Annotated in this window: 20 protein-coding genes and 1 tRNA gene; 10 read left to right on the top strand and 11 right to left on the bottom strand. The window is 68.3% G+C overall.

Features of this window, described 5'->3' with window-relative positions; all coding sequences use genetic code 11:
• Nucleotides 1–14 precede the first annotated feature (14 nt).
• The gene (locus ACZ6B8_RS13610; RefSeq protein WP_003999697.1) at nucleotides 15–143 is read right to left on the bottom strand and encodes a DLW-39 family protein; all 129 of its coding nucleotides are present in this window, start codon (nucleotides 141–143) and stop codon (nucleotides 15–17) included.
• 315 nt (nucleotides 144–458) lie between these two features.
• On the opposite strand from ACZ6B8_RS13610, the gene ACZ6B8_RS13605 reads away from it, so the two are divergent.
• Entirely contained in the window at nucleotides 459–791 is a 333-nt protein-coding gene (locus tag ACZ6B8_RS13605; protein ID WP_471088548.1) for a DUF6344 domain-containing protein, read from the top strand.
• A gap of 308 nt (nucleotides 792–1099) precedes the next feature.
• Here ACZ6B8_RS13605 and ACZ6B8_RS13600 read toward each other — a convergent pair.
• From ACZ6B8_RS13600 to dnaA, 9 genes are all read right to left on the bottom strand, one after another.
• A tRNA-Ile gene (locus ACZ6B8_RS13600) sits at nucleotides 1100–1176 on the bottom strand.
• Nucleotides 1177–1271: 95 nt separating this feature from the next.
• The gene (locus ACZ6B8_RS13595; protein WP_471088524.1) at nucleotides 1272–1979 is read right to left on the bottom strand and encodes a DUF3566 domain-containing protein; all 708 of its coding nucleotides are present in this window, start codon (nucleotides 1977–1979) and stop codon (nucleotides 1272–1274) included.
• A gap of 18 nt (nucleotides 1980–1997) precedes the next feature.
• Complete coding sequence (gene gyrA / locus ACZ6B8_RS13590) at nucleotides 1998–4601, bottom strand: DNA gyrase subunit A (RefSeq protein WP_471088522.1); 2604 nt, start codon at nucleotides 4599–4601, stop codon at nucleotides 1998–2000.
• 43 nt (nucleotides 4602–4644) lie between these two features.
• Nucleotides 4645–6705 (bottom strand): DNA topoisomerase (ATP-hydrolyzing) subunit B, encoded by a 2061-nt coding sequence (gene gyrB, locus ACZ6B8_RS13585; protein WP_471088520.1) that lies wholly within the window; start codon nucleotides 6703–6705, stop codon nucleotides 4645–4647.
• Between the two features lie 265 nt (nucleotides 6706–6970).
• Nucleotides 6971–7528 (bottom strand): DciA family protein, encoded by a 558-nt coding sequence (locus ACZ6B8_RS13580; RefSeq protein ID WP_471088518.1) that lies wholly within the window; start codon nucleotides 7526–7528, stop codon nucleotides 6971–6973.
• The gene (recF, locus tag ACZ6B8_RS13575) at nucleotides 7525–8646 is read right to left on the bottom strand and encodes a DNA replication/repair protein RecF (protein WP_471607323.1); all 1122 of its coding nucleotides are present in this window, start codon (nucleotides 8644–8646) and stop codon (nucleotides 7525–7527) included. The genes ACZ6B8_RS13580 and recF overlap by 4 nt, the downstream gene beginning before the upstream one ends.
• Nucleotides 8647–8728: 82 nt before the next feature.
• Nucleotides 8729–9613: a phosphogluconate dehydrogenase (NAD(+)-dependent, decarboxylating) gene (gene gnd / locus ACZ6B8_RS13570; protein ID WP_471088514.1), complete on the bottom strand. Its 885-nt coding sequence runs from the start codon at nucleotides 9611–9613 to the stop codon at nucleotides 8729–8731.
• Nucleotides 9614–9702: 89 nt separating this feature from the next.
• Entirely contained in the window at nucleotides 9703–10833 is a 1131-nt protein-coding gene (gene dnaN, locus ACZ6B8_RS13565) for a DNA polymerase III subunit beta (protein ID WP_384252507.1), read from the bottom strand.
• Nucleotides 10834–11777: 944 nt separating this feature from the next.
• A complete protein-coding gene (dnaA, locus tag ACZ6B8_RS13560; protein ID WP_471607322.1) occupies nucleotides 11778–13697 on the bottom strand; it encodes a chromosomal replication initiator protein DnaA in 1920 nt (639 codons plus the stop codon).
• Nucleotides 13698–14064: 367 nt separating this feature from the next.
• On the opposite strand from dnaA, the gene rpmH reads away from it, so the two are divergent.
• From rpmH to ACZ6B8_RS13515, 9 genes are all read left to right on the top strand, one after another.
• Nucleotides 14065–14202, top strand: a complete 138-nt coding sequence (gene rpmH / locus ACZ6B8_RS13555; RefSeq protein WP_006381191.1) for a 50S ribosomal protein L34 — start codon at nucleotides 14065–14067, stop codon at nucleotides 14200–14202.
• 20 nt (nucleotides 14203–14222) lie between these two features.
• Nucleotides 14223–14594, top strand: coding sequence for a ribonuclease P protein component (gene rnpA, locus ACZ6B8_RS13550; protein WP_471088510.1), 372 nt, complete (start codon nucleotides 14223–14225; stop codon nucleotides 14592–14594).
• On the top strand, nucleotides 14591–14947 hold the full coding sequence (gene yidD, locus ACZ6B8_RS13545) for a membrane protein insertion efficiency factor YidD (protein ID WP_384252516.1): 357 nt from the start codon (nucleotides 14591–14593) through the stop codon (nucleotides 14945–14947). The genes rnpA and yidD overlap by 4 nt, the downstream gene beginning before the upstream one ends.
• A gap of 3 nt (nucleotides 14948–14950) precedes the next feature.
• Nucleotides 14951–16264 (top strand): membrane protein insertase YidC, encoded by a 1314-nt coding sequence (gene yidC / locus ACZ6B8_RS13540; RefSeq protein ID WP_471088508.1) that lies wholly within the window; start codon nucleotides 14951–14953, stop codon nucleotides 16262–16264.
• Nucleotides 16265–16278: 14 nt separating this feature from the next.
• Nucleotides 16279–16794 (top strand): Jag family protein, encoded by a 516-nt coding sequence (locus ACZ6B8_RS13535; protein WP_471607321.1) that lies wholly within the window; start codon nucleotides 16279–16281, stop codon nucleotides 16792–16794.
• A gap of 100 nt (nucleotides 16795–16894) precedes the next feature.
• Nucleotides 16895–17611, top strand: a complete 717-nt coding sequence (gene rsmG, locus ACZ6B8_RS13530; protein ID WP_471088504.1) for a 16S rRNA (guanine(527)-N(7))-methyltransferase RsmG — start codon at nucleotides 16895–16897, stop codon at nucleotides 17609–17611.
• Between the two features lie 299 nt (nucleotides 17612–17910).
• Nucleotides 17911–18987: a ParA family protein gene (locus ACZ6B8_RS13525; protein ID WP_471088790.1), complete on the top strand. Its 1077-nt coding sequence runs from the start codon at nucleotides 17911–17913 to the stop codon at nucleotides 18985–18987.
• Nucleotides 18984–20114, top strand: coding sequence for a ParB/RepB/Spo0J family partition protein (locus tag ACZ6B8_RS13520; RefSeq protein WP_471088502.1), 1131 nt, complete (start codon nucleotides 18984–18986; stop codon nucleotides 20112–20114). The genes ACZ6B8_RS13525 and ACZ6B8_RS13520 overlap by 4 nt, the downstream gene beginning before the upstream one ends.
• A gap of 307 nt (nucleotides 20115–20421) precedes the next feature.
• Nucleotides 20422–21039 carry a GNAT family N-acetyltransferase gene (locus ACZ6B8_RS13515; RefSeq protein WP_471088500.1) on the top strand — a complete coding sequence of 206 codons (618 nt, stop codon included), beginning with the start codon at nucleotides 20422–20424 and terminating at the stop codon, nucleotides 21037–21039.
• Between the two features lie 87 nt (nucleotides 21040–21126).
• On the opposite strand, the gene trxA is transcribed toward ACZ6B8_RS13515, so the two are convergent.
• Nucleotides 21127–21459, bottom strand: a complete 333-nt coding sequence (gene trxA / locus ACZ6B8_RS13510) for a thioredoxin (protein ID WP_355812115.1) — start codon at nucleotides 21457–21459, stop codon at nucleotides 21127–21129.
• Between the last annotated feature and the right edge of the window lie 29 nt (nucleotides 21460–21488).

The following is a 21488-nucleotide window of genomic DNA, read 5'->3' as shown; positions in this document are numbered from 1 at the left end:
ACTGTCGTCGATACTCACGAACCCGTGGGCACGGAGTCAGTCGCCTCCGTCCACAGATCCTGCTCGGCGCGATCCGCCTGGATCTGGCGGTACACGAGGAGCCCGCCGATGGCGGCCAGTGCGACCAGGAGAAGCTTCTTCACCGCGCGACCTCGTCTTTCCTTGACGTAGGGGACTTCTGGCGCCCGACTATACACACCGAGCGATATCGATCGGTGACCTGGATCCGCCTCAACTCCCGCCCCGCACACAGCAGTCGAACCCGGACCTGGCAACTCCGTGGGGGGACCGCTCCCACTGTGATTTTCGCCGCTTTGCCCCCTCCTCGACGCCCTTGAGGCCAAACGGGTGGTGTTCATCTGAACATCGACGCCACGCGAGCGTCGGTCCACCACTCCCGGCCTCACATACACATCATGAGGAAAGTACGCAAATCGCCCAACCCGAATTGAGGGGCCATGACCGGCAACAAGGCCATGAAACTGTGGACCACGATCGTCACCGCACTCCTCGCGCTCTTCGCCGCGATGGGTCTCACCACGACGGCCACCGCGGCCACGGCCACGCAGGAGACCACGAACGCACGCAACGCCACGGTGTGCGAGCCGACGCCGATGATGGCGGCCCTGTGGTCGGCGGCGTACGAACGGTCCCTGCCGCCGACGATGAAGCAACGCATCCGCGCCGAGGCCCATGGCTCGTCCCCCAGCTGCCGGCACCTGCCCCCGTCGGACACGGAAGCCGAGGCTGAGGCCACCGCCAACGAACCAGGGCTCGCCGCGGAGCCGTAACCCCGGCCCGGCACCCAGGGCGCACGCCCTCCCCAAGCCTCAGAAGACCCCCGGCCTCACCGGCCGGGGGTCTTCTGTCGTGCACAGGGAACCCGAGGGAGCGGGTGGAGGCATACGCCTACCTGCCTCTACCTGCCTCTACCGGCACCGCACCATCGACCACGTGCTGGGTGGCAGCCGTTCCGGCGTGAAGGTGGTCCGGGGAGGGCGGCGGCCCGGTGAAGCGGTCACAGCCTCCGCCGCCCGGGCCGGTGCTCGGCCCTGGACGCCAAAAACCCCCAACCGTGACCGGTTGGGGGTCTTCGTGCTGGTGGGGCTAACAGGATTTGAACCTGTGGCCTCATCCTTATCAGGGATGCGCTCTAACCAACTGAGCTATAGCCCCGCCGCGCTGCGGTGTGTCCCGCGCGCTGACCTCTGAAGATTAGCGCACCTGGGCGCCAGTCCCAAAATCGATACCCGCGCGCGGGGGAGCGGCCGCTACTCGTCCTCGGCGAGGGTCAGCTCGACGCCGCCCACGAAGCCCGCGGAGAGGTTGTAGATGAACGCGCCCAGGGTCGCCAGCGCGGTCGCCAGGACGACGTCGATGACCGCGATGATCGACGTGAACAGCAGGACGCGCGGCAGCGAGAGGAACGACTGCAGGTCGAATCCGTTGGATTCGTTCGAGCCCGTCGCCTCGGAGATCGTGCCGCCCACCGTGGAGAAGACGCCCATGGCGTCCATGACCATCCACAGGACGGCCGCCGCGACGATCGTGCAGATGCCGAGCGCGATGGAGAGCAGGAAGCTGACCTTCATCACCGACCAGGGGTCGGCCTTGGACACCCGCAGCCGCGCCTTGCGGGTGCGCGGCGTCGTGCGCGCCCCGGTCCGCGGACGGCGCACGGCGCCGGACTGGGCGCCCTGGTACGCCTGCGGCGGGTGGTACGGCTGGGACGACTGCTGCTGAGGCTGGCGCTCGCCGGGCAGCGCCCCGTTCCCCTGCGCGCCCTTGCCGGCCGCGTACGAGGCCTCGTACTGGTCGGCAGCCTGTCCAGCGGCTCCGGACCCTCGGGTGTCCGTCACAGTCCCCCCCTGGGATCCATGAGACTCGTTCGAGTCGTGTGCGTCAGTGGCGGAGCCACGGGCACCGTCCGTACCGGTAGTGCCGGTCCGCTTTGCCTCGGCGCCCGTGGCTCCGCTCACGATGACTCACTCCTCGCGCTACTCGGCCGAGGAGTCCGTGCCCTCGTCCGTACCGGTGGCCGGTTCGGCTGCGTCCGATTCGTCGACGACGATGTCTCCGTCGACTTCCTCGGCCTCGCGCCCGGCCTCGGCGTTACGAGCGATACCGACCACGGCATCGCGCTTGCCCAGGTTGATCAGTTGGACGCCCATCGTGTCACGGCCCGTCTCCCTGACCTCGTTGACTCGCGTACGAATCACACCGCCGGACAGTGTGATGGCGAGGATCTCGTCGGTCTCCTCGACCACCAGGGCGCCGACGAGCTCGCCGCGGTCCTCCACGATCTTGGCGGCCTTGATGCCGAGGCCACCGCGACCCTGGACGCGGTACTCGTCGACGTTGGTCCGCTTCGCGTACCCACCGTCGGTGGCGGTGAAGACGAACGTACCGGGGCGAACCACATTCATCGAGAGCAGTTCGTCGCCGTCGCGGAAACTCATGCCCTTGACGCCCGAAGTGGCGCGGCCCATCGGGCGGAGCGCGTCGTCCGTTGCGGTGAACCTGATCGACTGGGCCTTCTTGCTGATGAGCAGCAGGTCGTCCTCGGCCGAGACCAGCTCGGCGCCGATCAGCTCGTCGTCCGAACCGTCGTCCGTCTCACGGAGGTTGATGGCGATGACGCCACCCGAACGAGGCGAGTCGTAGTCCTTGAGCGGCGTCTTCTTGACGAGGCCGCCCTTGGTGGCGAGCACCAGGTAGGGCACCGCTTCGTAGTCACGGATCGCGAGGATCTCGGCGATCTGCTCGTCCGGCTGGAAGGCGAGGAGGTTCGCCACGTGCTGGCCGCGCGCGTCGCGTCCGGCGTCGGGCAGCTCGTACGCCTTGGCGCGGTAGACGCGGCCCTTGTTGGTGAAGAACAGCAGCCAGTGGTGTGTCGTCGACACGAAGAAGTGGTCGACGATGTCGTCCTGCTTCAGCTTCGTGCCGCGGACGCCCTTGCCGCCGCGCTTCTGCGAGCGGTAGTCCTCCGTCTTGGTGCGCTTGATGTAGCCACCGCGCGTGATGGTGACGACAATGTCCTCCTCGGCGATCAGGTCCTCGATGGACATGTCACCGTCGAAGGGCACGAGCGCGGAGCGACGGTCCTCGCCGAACTTGTCGACGATCGCCGCGAGCTCCTCGCTGATGATCTGGCGCTGCTTCTCGGGGGAGGCCAGGATCCCGTTGTACTCGTTGATCTTCGCCTGGAGCTCGTCGTGCTCGGCGACGATCTTCTGGCGCTCCAGGGCGGCGAGCCGGCGCAGCTGCATCTCGAGGATGGCGTTGGCCTGGATCTCGTCGATCGACAGCAGGCCCATCAGGCCCTCGCGCGCGATGTCGACCGTCTGGCTGCCGCGGATGAGCGCGATGACCTCGTCGATGGCGTCCAGGGCCTTCAGGAGGCCACGCAGGATGTGCGCCCGCTCCTCGGCCTTGCGCAGCCGGTACTTCGTACGGCGGACGATGACCTCGACCTGGTGGGCCACCCAGTGCCGGATGAACGCGTCCAGGGAGAGGGTGCGCGGCACGCCGTCGACCAGCGCCAGCATGTTGGCGCTGAAGTTCGACTGCAGGTCGGTGTGCTTGTAGAGGTTGTTCAGCACGACCTTGGCGACCGCGTCGCGCTTGAGGACGATGACCAGGCGCTGGCCGGTGCGCGAGGAGGACTCGTCGCGGACGTCGGCGATGCCGCCGACCTTGCCGTCCTTGACCAGGTCGGCGATCTTCTGCGCGAGGTTGTCGGGGTTGGTCTGGTACGGGAGCTCGGTGACCACCAGGCACTGGCGGTTCTGGATCTCCTCGACCGCGACGACCGCGCGCATGGTGATGGAGCCGCGGCCCGTGCGGTAGGCCTCCTCGATGCCCTTGCGGCCCACCACCAGGGCGCCGGTCGGGAAATCGGGGCCCTTGATGCGCTCGATAAGGGCGTCGAGCAGCTCCTCGTGCGTGGCGTCGGGGTGCTCCAGGGCCCACTGCGCGCCCGCCGCGACCTCGCGGAGGTTGTGCGGCGGGATGTTGGTGGCCATGCCGACCGCGATGCCCGCCGAGCCGTTGATCAGCAGGTTCGGGAAGCGCGCCGGCAGAACCGTCGGCTCCTGGTTGCGGCCGTCGTAGTTGTCCGTGAAGTCGACGGTCTCCTCGTCGATGTCACGGACCATCTCCATGGCGAGCGGCGCCATCTTGCACTCGGTGTACCGCATGGCGGCCGCCGGGTCGTTGCCCGGGGAGCCGAAGTTGCCGTTGGAGTCCACCAGCGGCATCCGCATCGACCACGGCTGGGCGAGGCGCACCAGGGCGTCGTAGATGGAGGAGTCGCCGTGCGGGTGGTACGTGCCCATGACGTCACCGACGACGCGGGCGCACTTGTAGAAGCCCTTCTCGGGGCGGTAGCCGCCGTCGTACATCGCGTACAGGACGCGACGGTGGACGGGCTTCAGGCCGTCCCGTACGTCGGGCAGCGCGCGGGACACGATGACGGACATCGCGTAGTCGAGATAGGAGCGCTGCATCTCCGTCTCGAGCCCGACGGGCTCGACACGCATGCCCACGCCGGGAACGGCGGGCTCCTCTTCGGGCATCACAGGGGTGTTCTCGTCGGCCATTGCTGGTCAAAGTCCTTTCGAGGTGCGGCTCGTACGGGCCGACTCAGATGTCGAGGAAACGGACGTCCTTGGCGTTGCGCTGAATGAACGAGCGCCGTGCCTCGACGTCCTCTCCCATCAGCACCGAGAAGAGGTCGTCGGCCTGTGCCGCGTCGTCCAGGGTGACCTGGCCGAGCACGCGGTGTTCCTGGTCCATCGTCGTGATGCGCAGTTCCTCGGCGTTCATCTCACCGAGGCCCTTGAAGCGCTGGACCGAGTCGTCCTTGATGCGCTTGCCGGCCTGGCGGCCGAGCTCCACCAGGGCGTCGCGCTCGCGGTCCGAGTACGCGTACTGGAAGTCGTCCCGCGACCACTTGATCTTGTAGAGCGGCGGGCGCGACAGGTAGATGTGCCCGGCCTCGACCAGCGGCCGCATGAAGCGGAACAGGAAGGTCAGCAGCAGCGTGTTGATGTGCTGACCGTCGACGTCGGCGTCCGCCATCAGGATGATCTTGTGATAGCGGAGCTTCTCGATGTCGAAGTCCTCGTGCACACCGGTGCCGAAGGCGGAGATGAGCGCCTGGACCTCCTGGTTGTGCAGGATCTTGTCGATGCGCGCCTTCTCGACGTTCAGGATCTTGCCTCGGATGGGCAGGATCGCCTGGTACATCGGGTTGCGGCCGGACTTCGCCGAACCACCGGCGGAGTCACCCTCGACGATGAAGATCTCGCACTTCGTCGGGTCGTTCGACTGGCAGTCGCTCAGCTTGCCCGGCAGCGACGCCGTCTCCAGGAGCCCCTTGCGGCGGGTCAGGTCGCGCGCCTTGCGGGCGGCCACCCGCGCGGTGGCGGCCTGGATGCCCTTGCGGATGATGTCCGCGGCCTCGTTGGGGTTCCGGTCGAACCAGTCCGTGAGGTGTTCGTGGACGACCTTCTGCACGAAGGTCTTGGCCTCCGTGTTGCCCAGCTTGGTCTTGGTCTGGCCCTCGAACTGGGGCTCACCCAGCTTCACCGAGATGATCGCGGTCAGACCCTCGCGGATGTCCTCACCCGTGAGGTTGTCGTCCTTCTCGCGAAGGAGCTTCTTCTCGCGCGCGTAGCGGTTCACCAGACCCGTCAGCGCGGCCCTGAAGCCCTCTTCGTGCGTACCGCCCTCGTGGGTGTGGATGGTGTTCGCGAAGGAGTACACGCCCTCGGTGTACTGCGAGTTCCACTGCATGGCGATCTCGGCCGAGAGGAGGCGCTCCTTGTCCTCGGCCTCGACGTCGATGACGGTGGGGTGGATGACCTCGCCCTTGCGGGAGTTGAGGTACTTCACGAAGTCGACGATGCCGCCTTCGTAGTGGTACGTCACCGTGCGGGGCTCGTCGTCGGCCGCCTCCGCCGTGTCCGCGCCCACCACGGCCTTCGCCGACTCGCGCTCATCAGTGAGTTTGATCGTCAAACCCTTGTTGAGGAACGCCATCTCCTGGAAGCGCCGTGCCAGCGTCTCGAAGGAGTACTCGGTCGTCTCGAAGACGTCGGGGTCGGCCCAGAAGGTGACCGTCGTGCCCGTCTCCTCGACCCGCTCGTGCTGGGCGAGCGGGGCCGTCGGGACGCCCAGCTTGTAGTCCTGGGTCCAGCGGTAGCCATCGGTCCTGACGTCGACGGCCAGCTTGGTCGACAGGGCGTTGACGACCGAGACGCCGACGCCGTGCAGACCGCCGGAGACGGCGTAGCCGCCACCGCCGAACTTGCCGCCCGCGTGCAGCACGGTCAGCACGACCTCGACGGCCGGCTTCTTCTCGACGGGGTGGATGCCCACCGGGATGCCACGGCCGTTGTCGATGACACGGACGCCGCCGTCGGCGAGGATCGTGACGTCGATGGTGTCCGCGTACCCGGCCAGGGCCTCGTCGACGGAGTTGTCGACAACCTCCTGCACGAGGTGGTGCAGGCCACGCTCACCGGTCGAGCCGATGTACATGCCGGGTCGCTTGCGGACCGCGTCCAGACCCTCGAGGACGGTGATCGCGCTGGCGTCGTACGAGGGCGGGGCCTCGCCGTTCTCGCCGGCGGCGGTGGACGGGATGTTCTCGTTGGGGTTGCCGGAATCGGCCACGAAGCGCCCTTTCTGGCACAGCACAAGCCAAGCTCCCGGCGGTGGCCGGAGCGGCTGCGTCGTTCAGCGATAGTCAGCGTTGCTCGGTGCGTCCCACAAGTGGGGCGGGATTAGCTTCCAGTCTACCGGTAGCGCTGACAGTGATGGGGGTTTGCCGGTACCTGAGTCCGCATGTGCCGTCCTGAACGGGACTCGGCCGACTCCCCATATGCGGAACGGGGCTCCAAAGGGCTCACAGCGGCACTCAGCGCTTCGGGACGTCAACCGCCAGCTACCGTCGCCGACGGGCTCATCCGTAGGTGTCGCCGGGGCCCGTGCTTCCGGGGGCGCGCAAGGGTCCGAAGCGGCGCGCGGGGCCCTGGGGGCCGAGCACCTTGATGAGGCGTACGGTGCCCTGCCCCAGGTCCTCGTTGAGGCGCGCGACCAGCTGCGGAGCCATCAGCCGCAGCTGCGTGGCCCACGCCGTCGAGTCGCACTGCACGGTCAGGACACGCTCGTCCTCGTCGTACTTCTGGGGTACGCAGTGGTTGGCCAGGTCGTCGCCGACGATCTGCGGCCAGCGCCCCATCACGCCGCCCACCGCGGCCGGCGTCTCCCAGCCGCGCTCGGTGATCAGCCGGTTGATCGCGGAACCGAGCGGCAGCGGATCGCGCCCGTCGGCGCGCGCGCCGGACCGCAGTCCGCCGCGGCGGGCCTGCTTCTTCTGCTGTGCGGCGTCGCCACGCGCGCGTGCCTGTTCTTTCGCGGCCCGCAGGGCGACCCTCGCCAGGTCGACGCCGGACGGCTCGGGCGGCTTCGGGCTCTCCGCGGGCCCGGGGGCACTCTCGACGGGCTCCTCGGCGCTCATGCGCGCTCCACCGCGCCGTCCGCCACCGCGTAGCGCGTGCCGCTGAGCACGCCCGGGACGTCGTCGTCCACCGCCGCGGTGACCAGCACCTGCTCACCCGGGGCCACCAGCTCCGCGAGGCGCTCCCTGCGGCGCGCGTCCAGCTCCGCGAAGACGTCGTCGAGGACGAGCACCGGCTCGTTGCCCTCGGCCCTCAGCAGGTCGTACGAGGCCAGGCGCAGCGCCAGCGCGTACGACCAGGACTCGCCGTGGCTCGCGTACCCCTTGGCGGGGAGCTGGCCCAGCTTGAGGACGAGGTCGTCGCGGTGCGGGCCGACCAGGGTGACGCCCCGCTCGATCTCCTGCTTGCGGGCCTCCTCCAGGGCGGCGGTCAGCTGCTCGTAGAGGGCCTCGCGCGTGTGCCCGTCACCGGGCGCGGAGGGCTTGTACTCCAGCGAGACCGGGCCGCCTCCGGGCGCCAGCTGCTCGTACGCCTTGTCGGCCAGCGGCTGCAGCGCCGAGATCAGGTCGAGCCGCTGGGCGAGCAGCTCGGCGCCCGCGCGCGCGAGGTGCTGGTCCCAGACGTCGAGGGTGGACAGGTCCATGGAGCGGCCGCCGTGCCGGCGGGCGAGAGCGGCCGACTTCAGGAGGGTGTTGCGCTGCTTGAGGACCCGGTCGTAGTCGGACCGGACGCCGGCCATGCGCGGCGACCGCGCGGTGATCAGCTCGTCGAGGAAGCGGCGCCGCTCTCCGGGGTCGCCCTTGATCAGTGCGAGATCCTCGGGCGCGAACAGCACGGTGCGGACGATCCCCAGCACGTCGCGCGGCCTGACCTGCGAGGACCTGTTGATGCGGGCGCGGTTGGCCTTGCCGGGGTTGAGTTCGAGCTCGATGAGCTGCTGGCGCTCGCCCTGGCGGACCGCGGCCCTGATGACGGCGCGCTCGGCGCCCATGCGCACCAGCGGCGCGTCCGAGGAGACCCGGTGGCTGCCGAGGGTGGCCAGATAGCCGACGGCCTCGACGAGGTTGGTCTTGCCCTGGCCGTTGGGGCCCACGAACGCGGTGACGCCCGGGTCGAGCGGTACCTCGACCCGGGCGTACGACCGGAAGTCGGCCAGCGAGAGATGCGTGACGTGCATGGTGTGCGCCGACCTCCCCCGGCCTACTTCACTTGCTTCAGAGGCCTGTGGGAAACGGCTGGAGTTCCCCACAGGCTGTGGATCAGTTCTCGCTCTTGGACTCCACCGCGTGGCCGCCGAACTGGTTGCGCAGCGCGGCGATCATCTTCATCTGCGGGGAGTCGTCCTGGCGCGAGGCGAACCGCGCGAAGAGCGAGGCGGTGATGGCCGGCAGCGGCACCGCGTTGTCGATGGCGGCCTCCACCGTCCAGCGGCCCTCTCCGGAGTCCTGCGCGAAGCCGCGCAGCTTCTCCAGGTGCTCGTCGTCGTCCAGGGCGTTCACCGCGAGGTCGAGCAGCCAGGAACGGATGACCGTGCCCTCCTGCCAGGAGCGGAAGACCTCACGGACGTCGGTGACGGAGTCGACCTTCTCCAGGAGCTCCCAGCCCTCGGCGTAGGCCTGCATCATCGCGTACTCGATGCCGTTGTGGACCATCTTCGAGAAGTGGCCCGCGCCGACCTTGCCCGCGTGCACCGAGCCGAAGTCGCCCTCGGGCTTGAGCGCGTCGAAGATCGGCTGGACCTTCGCGATGTCCTCGGCGTCGCCGCCGTACATCAGCGCGTAGCCGTTCTTCAGGCCCCAGACGCCGCCGGAGACGCCGCAGTCGACGAAGCCGATGCCCTTGGCCTTCAGCTCCTCGGCGTGCTTCTCGTCGTCCGTCCAGCGGGAGTTGCCGCCGTCCACGACGACGTCGCCGGGCTGCAGGAGCTCGGCGAGCTCGTCGACGGTGGACTGGGTCGCGGCTCCGGCCGGAACCATCACCCACACCACCCGCGGGCCCTTGAGCTTGCCGACCAGCTCTTCGAGGCTGGAGACGTCAGCGACGTCCGGGTTGCGGTCGTATCCGATGACGGTGTGACCTGCGCGGCGGATGCGCTCGCGCATGTTGCCGCCCATCTTGCCGAGGCCGACGAGACCGAGCTCCATCAGAGGTTCCTTCACTAACGAGGTGGCGTTACGGCACTTTCGTACCTGCGTCCGAGCCTACGCCCGGACGCACGCACACACCTGTGGGCTCAGCCGCTCAGACGTACCGGCATGATCAGGTACTTGTAGGCGTCGTCGGCCTCCGCGTCGACGGCCGGCCGGCCGCTCAGCAGCGCGGGCTTCGTCGATGTGGTGAACGACAGCTGGGCGACCGGCGAGTCGATCGCGCTGAGGCCGTCGAGCAGGAACGTCGGGTTGAAGGCGATCGAGATGTCGTCGCCGTCCAGCTGGGCGTCGACCCTTTCCACAGCCTGTGCGTCGTCGCTGGATCCGGCCTCCAGGATCAGCACGCCCTGCTCGAAGCTGAGCCGCACCGGGGTGTTCCGCTCGGCCACCAGGGCCACACGCTTGACGGCCTCCACGAAGGGGGCGGTCTCGATCACGGCCACCGAGTTGAACTCGGTCGGGAACAGCGTGCGGTACTTCGGCAGGTCGCCCTCGAGCAGCCGCGTCGTCGTACGCCGTCCGGCGCCCTCGAAACCGATCAGACCCTCGCCGGCACCCGAGCCGGACAGGGCCAGGGTGACCGTGTCGCCGCTCGTGAGGGCCTTGGCGGTGTCCAGGAGCGTCTTGGCGGGCACCAGGGCCACAGCGGACGCCTCGGGGTTCTCCGGCTTCCACAGGAACTCGCGGACCGCGAAGCGGTAGCGGTCGGTGGAGGCCAGGGTGACCGTGTCGCCCTCGATCTCGATGCGCACACCGGTCAGCACCGGCAGCGTGTCGTCGCGGCCCGCGGCGATGGCCACCTGGGAGGCGGCCGAGGCGAAGACCTCACCGGGGACGGTGCCCGTGGCGGTCGGCATCTGCGGCAGCGCGGGGTACTCCTCCACAGGAAGCGTGTGGAGTGTGAACCGCGAGGAGCCGCAGACCACCGTCGCCCGTACACCGTCTGTGGAGATCTCCACCGGGCGGTTGGGGAGCGCACGGCAGATGTCCGCGAGCAGGCGGCCCGACACGAGGACGGTGCCCTCCTCGTCGATCTCCGCGTCCACCGAGACCCGCGCCGAGACCTCGTAGTCGAAGCTCGACAGGCTCAGTGCGCCTTCCTCGGCCTTCAGCAGCAGGCCCGCGAGGACGGGCGCAGGCGGCCGGGCCGGGAGGCTGCGCGCCGCCCAGGCCACTGCCTCCGCGAGTACGTCGCGTTCAACCCGGATCTTCACCGTTAGCCGACCTCCTGCTGTTGCTGGCTGCTCTCGCCCGCTGGGCCTGTGGCCCTCGTCGTCTGACTCGGTGTCTCTCAGCCATGCCGTGGGAAGGACACCGGGGACCAGTCTGACGCACCGCGCTGACAGTCGGTGCCTGTCGGGGTCAAGTCGTGCCGAGCGGTGTCGGAGCTCCGGAGCGAGAGTTGTGCACAGCCCCCACTTCGAAACCATTTCCCCGGTCTCTCTAGTTGGGAGTAGTAGTAGGGGCTGTGGAAACCGTGGATAACCGCGAATGCGCAGGTCAGCCCCGGTTTTTTATCCACTGTGCCTGTGGGCGGAGCCGGTGGACAACCGGTGGTTTCTGTGGACGGGCGAAAGTTCTGCACACCCGATGCACAGGGAGGGGCTACTTCTCCCCAGCGCTGTCCCCAGCTTTACCCAGCTTCCCCACAGGCCAACCGACCACCTTGGTGTGACGCCTTTCACTCGACCCGGTGAGAGGGCGCGTTGCGTTGCCGAACAGTGGACAGCCGTGTGGAGAAGCTGGGGAAAGCTGGGGACAACGCGCTCCAGCCTGTGGGCCGCCGGTGGACAACTTCATGCACAGCCTGTGGACGAATTTTTCCTCCACAGCCTGTGGAGAGTCGTCGTCCACGAATCCACAACCACTTGACCTGGCCTGATGATCTCTCAGCAGACTCCCCTGTGGACAGCGTCTGGACAACTTCCCGGTCCCCAGGGTGTGGAGGGGAAAAAGTGTGCACCTCTGTGGAGAACAGCCGTCTGAGCAGGGGAAATCGAACAGCGGGAGGCGGTCGTACGACGTCTCTGTACGGGTCGGGGCCGCCCGGAACGGCCACCTGCGGCCCGTAAAACGCCCTCCACGCGCGCGTGCACGACGAAAAAGGGCGCCCCAGGAGTTGCCCCGGGACGCCCTCAGCGATGTGTCGCGGCCGCTGTCAGCCGTTCTTGATGCGGTTGGTGAGCTCGGTGACCTGGTTGTAGATGGAGCGCCGCTCCGCCATCAACGCGCGGATCTTGCGGTCGGCGTGCATGACGGTCGTGTGGTCGCGGCCGCCGAACTGCGCGCCGATCTTCGGCAGGGAGAGGTCGGTCAGCTCCCGGCAGAGATACATGGCGATCTGGCGGGCCGTCACCAGGACACGGCTGCGCGAGGATCCGCACAGGTCGTCCACCGTCAGCCCGAAGTAGTCGGCGGTCGCCGCCATGATGGCCGTCGCGGTGATCTCCGGAGCCGCGTCCTCACCGCCCGGGATCAGGTCCTTGAGGACGATCTCGGTGAGCCCCAGGTCCACCGGCTGCCGGTTCAGCGACGCGAACGCGGTGACTCTGATCAGCGCGCCCTCCAGCTCACGGATGTTCCGCGAGATCCGGGACGCGATGAACTCGAGCACCTCCGGCGGCGCGTTCAGCTGCTCCTGCACCGCCTTCTTGCGGAGGATCGCGATGCGCGTCTCCAGCTCCGGCGGCTGGACGTCGGTGATCAGACCCCACTCGAAGCGGTTGCGCAGCCGGTCCTCCAGCGTGACCAGCTGCTTGGGCGGCCGGTCGCTGGAGAGCACGATCTGCTTGTTCGCGTTGTGGAGCGTATTGAAGGTGTGGAAGAACTCCTCCTGCGTCGACTCCTTGTCCGCGAGGAACTGGATGTCGTCGACGAGCAGGATGTCCATCTCGCGGTAGCGCTTGCGGAAGCTGTCGCCCTTGCCGTCGCGGATGGAGTTGATGAACTCGTTGGTGAACTCCTCCGAGCTCACGTAGCGCACGCGCGTGCCGGGATACAGGCTGCGGGCGTAGTGCCCGATCGCGTGCAGCAGATGCGTCTTGCCGAGTCCCGACTCCCCGTAGATGAAGAGGGGGTTGTACGCCTTCGCCGGCGCCTCGGCGACGGCGACCGCGGCCGCGTGGGCGAAACGGTTCGACGCGCCGATGACGAAGGTGTCGAAGAGGTACTTCGGGTTGAGGCGCGCGGTGGGCTCGCCGGGTCCCGTCGCGGGCGCAGGCTGCGCGGCCAGCGGGCCGGGGGCGCCGCTGGACGAGGTGGGCCCGACCGGGCCGCCCCGGTGCACGCCGTGGCCGCCGTGGGTGCCGTGACCGCCACCGCCCCGGTGACCGCCGGGCGGCTCCGACATGTCGTGGCGCTCACGCCGGTCGTGCTGCTCGGAGCGCTGCTGCTCGTAGCGCTCCTGCGGCGGCTGTGAGCGGTAGTCGTGCTGCGGCTGCTGGACCGGGTTCGCGTACGGGTCGCGGTCGGGGAAGCCGAGCCGAGGCTGCTGCCAGCCGTAGTCGTCCTGCTGCTGAGGCTGCTGCTGCGGCCAGGCGCCGGGGGCCGGGCGCTGGTAGTCGGGGTAGGCCGGGCGCGCGGTCGGCAGCTGCTCGGACCGGGAGCCGCCCTGGTGCTCGTCCGCGGGGCGGCGTCCGTAGGCGTCGTACGCGTCGTGTCCCTGCCCGGAGGCGGGGGGCAGCTCGGGCTCCTCGTAGCGCTGCTGATGCGTCTGCTGCTGGTGCGCCTGCTGCTGATGTGACTGCTGGTGCTGGGGGGCCTGGTGCTGGACGGGCGGGGCCGGCGGGCCCGGGGGCTCACCGACGGAGTCGTCGACCGTGATGGCGATACGGATCGGACGGCCGCACTCGCGGCTCAGGGTCTCGCTGACCACGGGGGCGAGACGCCCCTCCAGTACGCCCTTGGCGAATTCGTTCGGAACGGCGAGCAGCGCGGTGTCGGCGACGAGCGCCAGGGGCTGGCAGCTCCGCAGCCACCGCTCGTCCTTCGCCTCCACGCCCTGCCCGCGGCCCTCACCCAGCAGATGTTCCAGGACTCGTGGCCACACTGCGGCAAGATCGGCAGGTACGTCAGCCACAGGGCACGCTCTCTCACGGGGTCCCACGAACGTGTGGTTCTCGGGACGGAAACAGGAAGGGGGAGAAGGAAGGGAACGAATCGGAGTTCCGTCACGGTAGTCAGGGCGACGGCTACGGTTCAAGTTGTTGTCCACAGGCTGTGCACAGTGTCTCCCCTCGGAGGCCGGTTTGACCGGATGGCGTAGCCCCGCGTACCGTGACCAGGTCGAGTTGTCGATGGCTGCTGCCGCCTGCCTCCGATGGGCAAAGATCACGATCTGTGATTGTGAAGCGGTGCACTCGGTGCGTATTCGCGAGCTTCTCGTGGGCGCACGGTGACAGCCAGGCGATGTCCCGCCACCACCGAATCATTTCTGGAGCCCCCGAGTGAGCAAGCGCACCTTCCAGCCGAACAACCGTCGTCGCGCCAAGACCCACGGCTTCCGCCTGCGGATGCGCACCCGTGCCGGCCGCGCGATTCTCGCGAACCGTCGTGGCAAGGGTCGCGCCAGCCTTTCCGCCTAATCGCATCAGGTCATGACGTCGTGCTGCCTACCGAGCATCGGCTGAGGCGGCGCGAAGACTTCGCGACCGCGGTACGCCGAGGACGCCGGGCCGGACGCCCGCTTCTCGTCGTCCATCTGCGTAGCGGCGCAACGGACCCGCACGTGTCGGGGGAGAGCTCTCCCCCGACACGTGCGGGTTTCGTCGTCAGCAAGGCCGTGGGCGGAGCGGTCGTACGCAACGCCGTGAAGCGCAGACTCCGTCATCTGATGCGCGACCGGGTGGCCGAGATGCCCCCCGGTAGCCTGGTAGTAGTACGAGCGCTGCCCGGATCGGGTGACGCCGACCATGCACAGCTGGCCCGAGACCTGGATGCCGCCTTGGAGCGGCTGCTGGGAGGGGGCGCGCGATGAAGTACCCGCTGCTGGCTCTGATCAAGCTGTACCAGTGGACGATCAGTCCGCTGCTGGGCCCGGTGTGCAAGTACTACCCGTCGTGTTCTCGCTACGGCTACCTGGCCATCGACCGGCACGGTGCGATCAAGGGAACGGCGCTCACTGCCTGGCGCATCCTGCGGTGCAATCCGTGGTCGCTCGGTGGTGTCGACCATGTTCCGCCGCGCAAGCGTCCGCGGTGGCACGAGATGCTGCGCGCTGCCTGGCGCGAACGCAAGGGCGGGCCCTCCGCCGCAGGCGCCCCGACCGGAGATCTTCCCCCGGGAACGGCCGCCGAGACCGAGACCCCGTCCCATGCTCAAGGAGCCTGATTAGTGGACACGATTGCCAGTCTCTTCAGCTTTATCACGACACCAGTTTCGTGGGTCATCGTCCAGTTCCACTCGGTGTACGGGAAGATCTTCGGTCCCGACACGGGCTGGGCCTGGGGCCTGTCCATCGTGTCCCTGGTGATCCTCATCCGGATCTGCCTGATCCCGCTCTTCGTGAAGCAGATCAAGGCGACTCGGGCGATGCAGACGCTGCAGCCCGAGATGAAGAAGATCCAGGAGCGCTACAAGAGCGACAAGCAGCGCCAGTCCGAAGAGATGATGAAGCTGTACAAGGAGTCGGGCACCAACCCGCTCTCCTCGTGCCTTCCCATCCTGGCCCAGTCGCCGTTCTTCTTCGCGCTGTACCACGTGCTCAACGGCATCGCGACCGGCAAGACGATCGGCGTCATCGACGACCAGCTCCTGGAGAGCGCGCGTAAGGCCCACATCGTCGGTGCCCCGCTGGCCGCGAAGTTCACCGACGGTGCCGACAAGGTCGCTTCCCTCGGTGCCACCCTGACGGATGTCCGGGTCGTCACCGCGGTCATGATCGTCATGATGTCGGCGTCGCAGTTCTTCACGCAGCGCCAGCTGATGACGAAGAACGTGGACACCACGGTCAAGACGCCCTTCATGCAGCAGCAGAAGATGCTGATGTACGTCTTCCCGGTCATGTTCGCCGTCTTCGGCATCAACTTCCCTGTCGGTGTCCTCGTCTACTGGCTGACCACCAACGTGTGGACCATGGGCCAGCAGATGTTCGTGATCCGCCGTAACCCCACCCCCGGCTCCAAGGCCCAGGCCGCCTTCCTGGAGCGCCTGCAGAAGCAGATCGCGCACAACAAGAAGGTGCGGGGACGTGGCAACACGAACATCATCAAGGCGATCGTCGCCAAGGGCCGGGACCGCAACGAGTTCGAGCGCAAGTTCATCAACGGTCTGACCAAGGCGGGCCTCGCGGCCCAGGCCGACGGCACCGTGGTGGAGAGCGACACCACCGTCCTCACCGAGAGCGAGGACGGCACGCCCGGCCAAGGCGCCCCGAAGCGCCAGCAGCCCAAGCGTCAGAGCAAGTCCAAGCGCCAGACCGCCACGACGCAGGCGGCGGGCGCCACGAAGGCGGACGTCTCCTCGGAGACGAAGCCTTCGCTGGAGAAGACCGCGGCCGAGCCCGAGGACGCTTCCCCCCAGACCAAGCCGGCCGGTGGCACCAACAAGCAGGGCAACCAGCCTGGCGCCGGTCAGCGCAGCCGAGCCAAGTCGGGACAGCAGCGCAAGGGCCAGCAGCGGCCCAAGCACCCGTCCTCCAAGAAGTAGAAGGAGCCCATCCAGTGACGGAAGGCACCACCACCTCCGCCGCAGCCGAGGCCGGCGACACCCTCTCCCGCCTCGAGCAGGAGGGCGAGATCGCCGCGGACTACCTCGAGGGTCTGCTCGACATCGCCGACCTCGACGGCGACATCGACATGGACGTCGAGGCCGACCGGGCCGCTGTCTCGATCATCAGCGACAGCGGCAGCCGCGATCTGCAGAAGCTCGTCGGCCGTGACGGTGAGGTCCTGGAGGCCCTGCAGGAGCTCACGCGTCTCGCCGTCCACCGCGAGACGGGTGACCGCAGCCGCCTGATGCTGGACATCGCGGGCTACCGCGCCCAGAAGCGCGAGGAGCTCTCGGAGCTGGGTGCCAAGGCCGCGGCCGAGGTGAAGAGCTCCGGCGAGCCCGCCAAGCTCGAGCCGATGACGCCGTTCGAGCGCAAGGTCGTGCACGACGCGGTCAAGGCTGCCGGCCTCCGCAGCGAGTCCGAGGGCGAGGAGCCGCAGCGCTTCGTCGTCGTTCTCCCTGCCTGATCGGCACAGCGTTTTCCGGCCCCGTCTGTTCGCAGGCGGGGCCGATCTTTGTCAGCCTGATAGACAGCCACCCCCAGTGCGGTACGGAAGGACGGCCCCCGTGACGGAGGCAGCGGAACTCCCCCCGGCGCCCGAAGAGGCCCGGACGGTATTCGGTGATCGCTTCTCGGACGCGGTCCGGTACGCGGAACTGCTGGCCGACGCGGGAGTGCAGCGAGGCCTGATCGGTCCCCGCGAAGTGCCACGGCTGTGGGAGCGACACCTGCTGAACTGTGCGGTGCTCTCCGAGGTGGTGCCCGAGGGCGTCACCGTCTGCGACGTCGGCTCGGGCGCCGGCCTGCCGGGCATCCCGCTGGCCCTGGTCCGTCCGGATCTGAAGATCACGCTCCTGGAGCCGCTGCTGCGGCGCACGAATTTCCTCACTGAGGTCGTCGAGCTGCTCGGCCTCGACCACGTCACGGTGGTGCGGGGCCGTGCCGAGGAAGTCCTCGGCAAGCTGCCTCCCGTCCATGTGGTGACCGCGCGAGCCGTCGCTCCGCTGGACCGACTGGCGGCATGGGGCGTCCCGCTGCTCCGTCCGTACGGAGAGATGCTGCTCCTCAAGGGCGACACCGCCGAGGAAGAGGTGAAGGCGGCAGGCGCCGCGCTCAGCAAGCTGGGCGCGGTGGACACCTCGGTGCTGCAGGTCGGCGAGGGCGTGGTGGACCCGCAGTCCACGGTCGTCCGGGTCGAGGTCGGAGAGAGCCCCGGCGGTGTGCGCTTCGCAGCGAAGCGCGCCAAGGCCGCCCGCACCGGCCGCACGCGCCGACGCCGCTGAGGCGCGCTACCTGCCGCTCTCCAGTCGGCGTCGCTGATCCGTCCTGACGACGAGCCGTACTCCACACAAGCTGCCAAACGTACGCATACCGGGGTGTCGCACCAGCGGCACCCCGGCTGCCGTGCATCGTGTTTCACGTGAAACGTCGCTCACTGCTGCATGGCATCATCAGTCGCGGCCGCGCTGCGGAACCTCGCGACCGCCGGCCACTCGGTTCCCTCGATAAGGGCACGGAGTTTTCCACAGAGGTGGATTCGTCCACAGAAGACCGGGCCTCGCTGGTTCATGACCCTCAAAGCATGGGAGGCTCTGTTCATTGCGAGCCTGATGTCGAGGAGAGTGAATCCTTGCGGTCCGACGCCAACATCGCGGGACCGATGACCGATCCGGTCCCCGGTCCCCGTACCGAGTCGGCGGGGGAGGATGTTTCACGTGAAACACCGACCCCGATGGACGACACACCCATCGGTCGTGCTGCCCAACTGGCAGTAGAAGCGCTCGGCCGCGCAGGCGAAGGCCTGCCCCGCCCCGAGCAGACCCGCGTCATGGTGGTCGCCAACCAGAAGGGCGGGGTGGGCAAGACGACGACGACCGTCAATCTCGCCGCCTCGCTCGCTCTGCACGGCGCCCGCGTCCTGGTGATCGACCTGGACCCGCAGGGCAACGCCTCCACGGCTCTCGGTATCGACCATCACGCCGAAGTGCCGTCCATCTATGACGTGCTGGTGGAGAGCAAGCCGCTCTCCGACGTCGTGCAACCGGTGTCCGATGTCGAGGGACTCTTCTGCGCCCCGGCCACCATCGATCTCGCCGGTGCGGAGATCGAGCTGGTGTCGCTGGTGGCGCGGGAGAGCCGATTGCAGCGGGCAATCCAGGCGTACGAGCAGCCGCTGGACTACATCCTCATCGACTGCCCGCCGTCCCTGGGCCTGCTGACGGTCAACGCCCTGGTGGCCGGTGCGGAGGTGCTGATCCCCATCCAGTGCGAGTACTACGCACTGGAAGGGCTCGGTCAGCTCCTGCGGAACGTCGATCTGGTCCGCGGACACCTGAACCCGAACCTGCATGTGTCGACGATCCTGCTCACCATGTACGACGGCAGGACCCGACTCGCCTCCCAGGTGGCGGACGAGGTGCGCAACCACTTCGGCGAGGAGGTCCTGCGGACGAGCATTCCGCGGTCGGTCCGTATCTCCGAAGCGCCGAGCTACGGCCAGACGGTGCTCACCTATGACCCGGGGTCGAGTGGGGCCCTCTCCTACTTCGAAGCGGCACGAGAAATCGCGCTGCGCGGGGTCGGAGTGCGCTACGACGCCCAGCACGCCCACGTGGGCGCTCAGAACGACCAGCACAGCACGACGGAGGGGATGCAGTGAGCGAGCGACGGAGAGGACTGGGCCGAGGCCTCGGCGCCCTGATCCCTGCGGCCCCGACGGAGAAGCAGCCCCCACCGAGTGCGGGTGGAGCATCTGCTTCCCCCTCGGCGGTGCCGGTACTGACGGCCGAGCGCGGGGTCGCGGCCGCGAAGGTGACAGCGCTCCCCCAGAGCTCTGTTTCCCATGAAACGGTCGAGCCGCCTCGCCAAGCCGCAGAGGCGCCGACGGAGCATCAGACGGTCGCCGGGGCGTACTTCGCCGAGCTGCCGCTGGACTCCATCACGCCCAACTCGCAGCAGCCGCGTGTGGTGTTCGACGAGGACGCACTCGCCGAGCTGGTGACCTCCATCAAGGAGGTCGGGCTCCTCCAGCCGGTCGTCGTCCGGCAGCTGGGCCCCGCGCGCTACGAGCTCATCATGGGTGAGCGGCGCTGGCGGGCCTGCCGGGAGGCCGGCCTGGAGCGGATCCCCGCCATCGTCCGGGCCACGGAGGACGAGAAGCTTCTCCTGGACGCGCTGCTCGAGAACCTGCACCGCGCCCAGCTGAACCCGCTGGAAGAGGCCGCCGCCTACGACCAGTTGCTCAAGGACTTCAACTGCACGCACGATCAGTTGGCGGACCGCATCGGCCGGTCCCGTCCGCAGGTCTCCAACACGCTGCGCCTGCTGAAGCTCTCGCCGGCCGTGCAGCGCCGGGTCGCCGCCGGAGTCCTCTCCGCGGGCCACGCCCGCGCACTGCTCTCCGTCGAGGACTCGGAGGAGCAGGACCGTCTTGCGCACCGGATCGTGGCCGAAGGCCTCTCGGTGCGTGCCGTCGAGGAGATCGTGACCCTCATGGGGTCGCGGCCGCAGAGCGCCCCGAAGGCCAAGGGGCCACGCGCCGGAGCCCGTGTTTCGCCGGCACTGTCCGGCCTCGCCACGCGCCTCTCCGACCGGTTCGAGACGCGGGTCAGGGTGGACCTGGGCCAGAAGAAGGGGAAGATCGTCGTTGACTTCGCCTCTCTGGAGGACCTGGAGCGCATCCTCAGCACGCTGGCCCCGGGAGAGGGACCCGTGCTGAAGAACGGTCTGGCCGAGGACGACTCGGACGACACCTCCGAGGGTATGTCCGGAGACCGGGAAGCCTGAGCCGCAGAGTCCGGCACCGCGAGAGCGGGCCGTGTCCGGTCTGTACCGGAACACGGCCTGCTCTTTGCTTTCTTACGGTTTCGATGCAATCACATCGTGGATACGATGCGTTCGGGTATGGCGCATCCACCTGACGGCACCTCATGGGGGAGGCAGGGGTCATGCGAACGATGAGCCGCACCGGACTGATGACCGCGAGCCTCGGGCTGGGAGCGGTCGGCGGGTTCGTCGGCAGCCTGCTCAGGGAACGCAGCGCTCTGACCGCCGCCCGCTGTACGGCGGCCGAGGGAAATGAGGAATCGCGTTCATGGGGCGTCGGCTCGTACCGCTCACACTGGACAACCTCCCGGATCTCCCCGAACGGTGCCGGACGTGCGTCTTCTGGGAGCTGGACCCGGTCAGCGGCCAGGCCGCGGTAAAGGCGGGAACCCCGGAGCTGGAGAAGGAGGCGTGGATCTCCGCCGTCCTCCTGGAGTGGGGGTCCTGTGGCCGGGTGGTCTATGTCGACGACATGCCGGTGGGCTTCGTGCTCTACGCGCCGCCGGCGTATGTACCGCGCTCCACGGCCTTCCCCACGAGCCCGGTGGCCCCGGACGCCGTGCAGCTGATGACCGCCTGGATCATGCCGGGCTATCAGGGGCAGGGCCTGGGCCGGGTGATGGTCCAGACGGTGGCGAAGGATCTGCTGCGCAGGGGCTTCAAGGCGATCGAGGTCTTCGGGGACGCGCGCTGGGAGAAGCCGGCCTGTCTGCTGCCCGCGGATCATCTGCTGGCGGTGGGCTTCAAGACGGTCCGCCCGCACCCCGCCTATCCGCGGCTGCGGCTCGAACTGCGCACGACGCTCTCCTGGAAGGAGGACGTCGAGCTGGCGCTCGACCGGCTGCTGGGGGCGGTCCAGAAGGAGCCTGCGCTCCGACCGCTATGAGCCCGGCGACCGGGTCGCCGAACGACGAATGGACCAGCCCCCGGAGGGACTGGTCCATTCGTGTTTCACGTGAAACATCGTCGCTGATTACTCGGCGATGAAGTCCTCGAGGTCGCGGACGATCGCGGCCTTCGGCTTGGCGCCCACGATGGTCTTGGCCACCTCGCCACCCTGGTAGACGTTCAGGGTCGGGATGGACATGACGCCGTACTTGGCGGCCGTCGCCGGGTTCTCGTCGATGTTGAGCTTGACGACCTCGATCTTGTCGCCGTGCTCGGCGGCAATCGCCTCGAGGGACGGGGCGATCTGACGGCACGGGCCGCACCAAGCGGCCCAGAAGTCCACCAGGACGGGCTTGTCGCTCTTGAGGACGTCCTCGTCGAAGGAGGCGTCCGTCACGTTCTTCAGGTTGCCGGCCACTGCGGGCTCCTCATTTCTCGGGGTGGTGC

Source organism: Streptomyces sp. NPDC041122, assembly GCF_055592445.1.
This window is presented reverse-complemented; position numbering and strand designations above follow the sequence as displayed.

Excerpts from the sequence above, each read along its gene's own strand:
- ACZ6B8_RS13605 (WP_471088548.1), top strand. The coding sequence starts at position 459 with ATGACCGGCAACAAGGCCATGAAACTGTGGACCACGATCGTCACCGCA.
- gyrA (WP_471088522.1), bottom strand. The coding sequence starts at position 4,601 with ATGGCCGACGAGAACACCCCTGTGATGCCCGAAGAGGAGCCCGCCGTT.
- ACZ6B8_RS13580 (WP_471088518.1), bottom strand. The coding sequence starts at position 7,528 with ATGAGCGCCGAGGAGCCCGTCGAGAGTGCCCCCGGGCCCGCGGAGAGC.
- recF (WP_471607323.1), bottom strand. The coding sequence starts at position 8,646 with ATGCACGTCACGCATCTCTCGCTGGCCGACTTCCGGTCGTACGCCCGG.
- gnd (WP_471088514.1), bottom strand. The coding sequence starts at position 9,613 with ATGGAGCTCGGTCTCGTCGGCCTCGGCAAGATGGGCGGCAACATGCGC.
- yidD (WP_384252516.1), top strand. The coding sequence starts at position 14,591 with ATGAAGTACCCGCTGCTGGCTCTGATCAAGCTGTACCAGTGGACGATC.
- ACZ6B8_RS13525 (WP_471088790.1), top strand. The coding sequence starts at position 17,911 with ATGGGAGGCTCTGTTCATTGCGAGCCTGATGTCGAGGAGAGTGAATCC.
- ACZ6B8_RS13515 (WP_471088500.1), top strand. The coding sequence starts at position 20,422 with ATGGGGCGTCGGCTCGTACCGCTCACACTGGACAACCTCCCGGATCTC.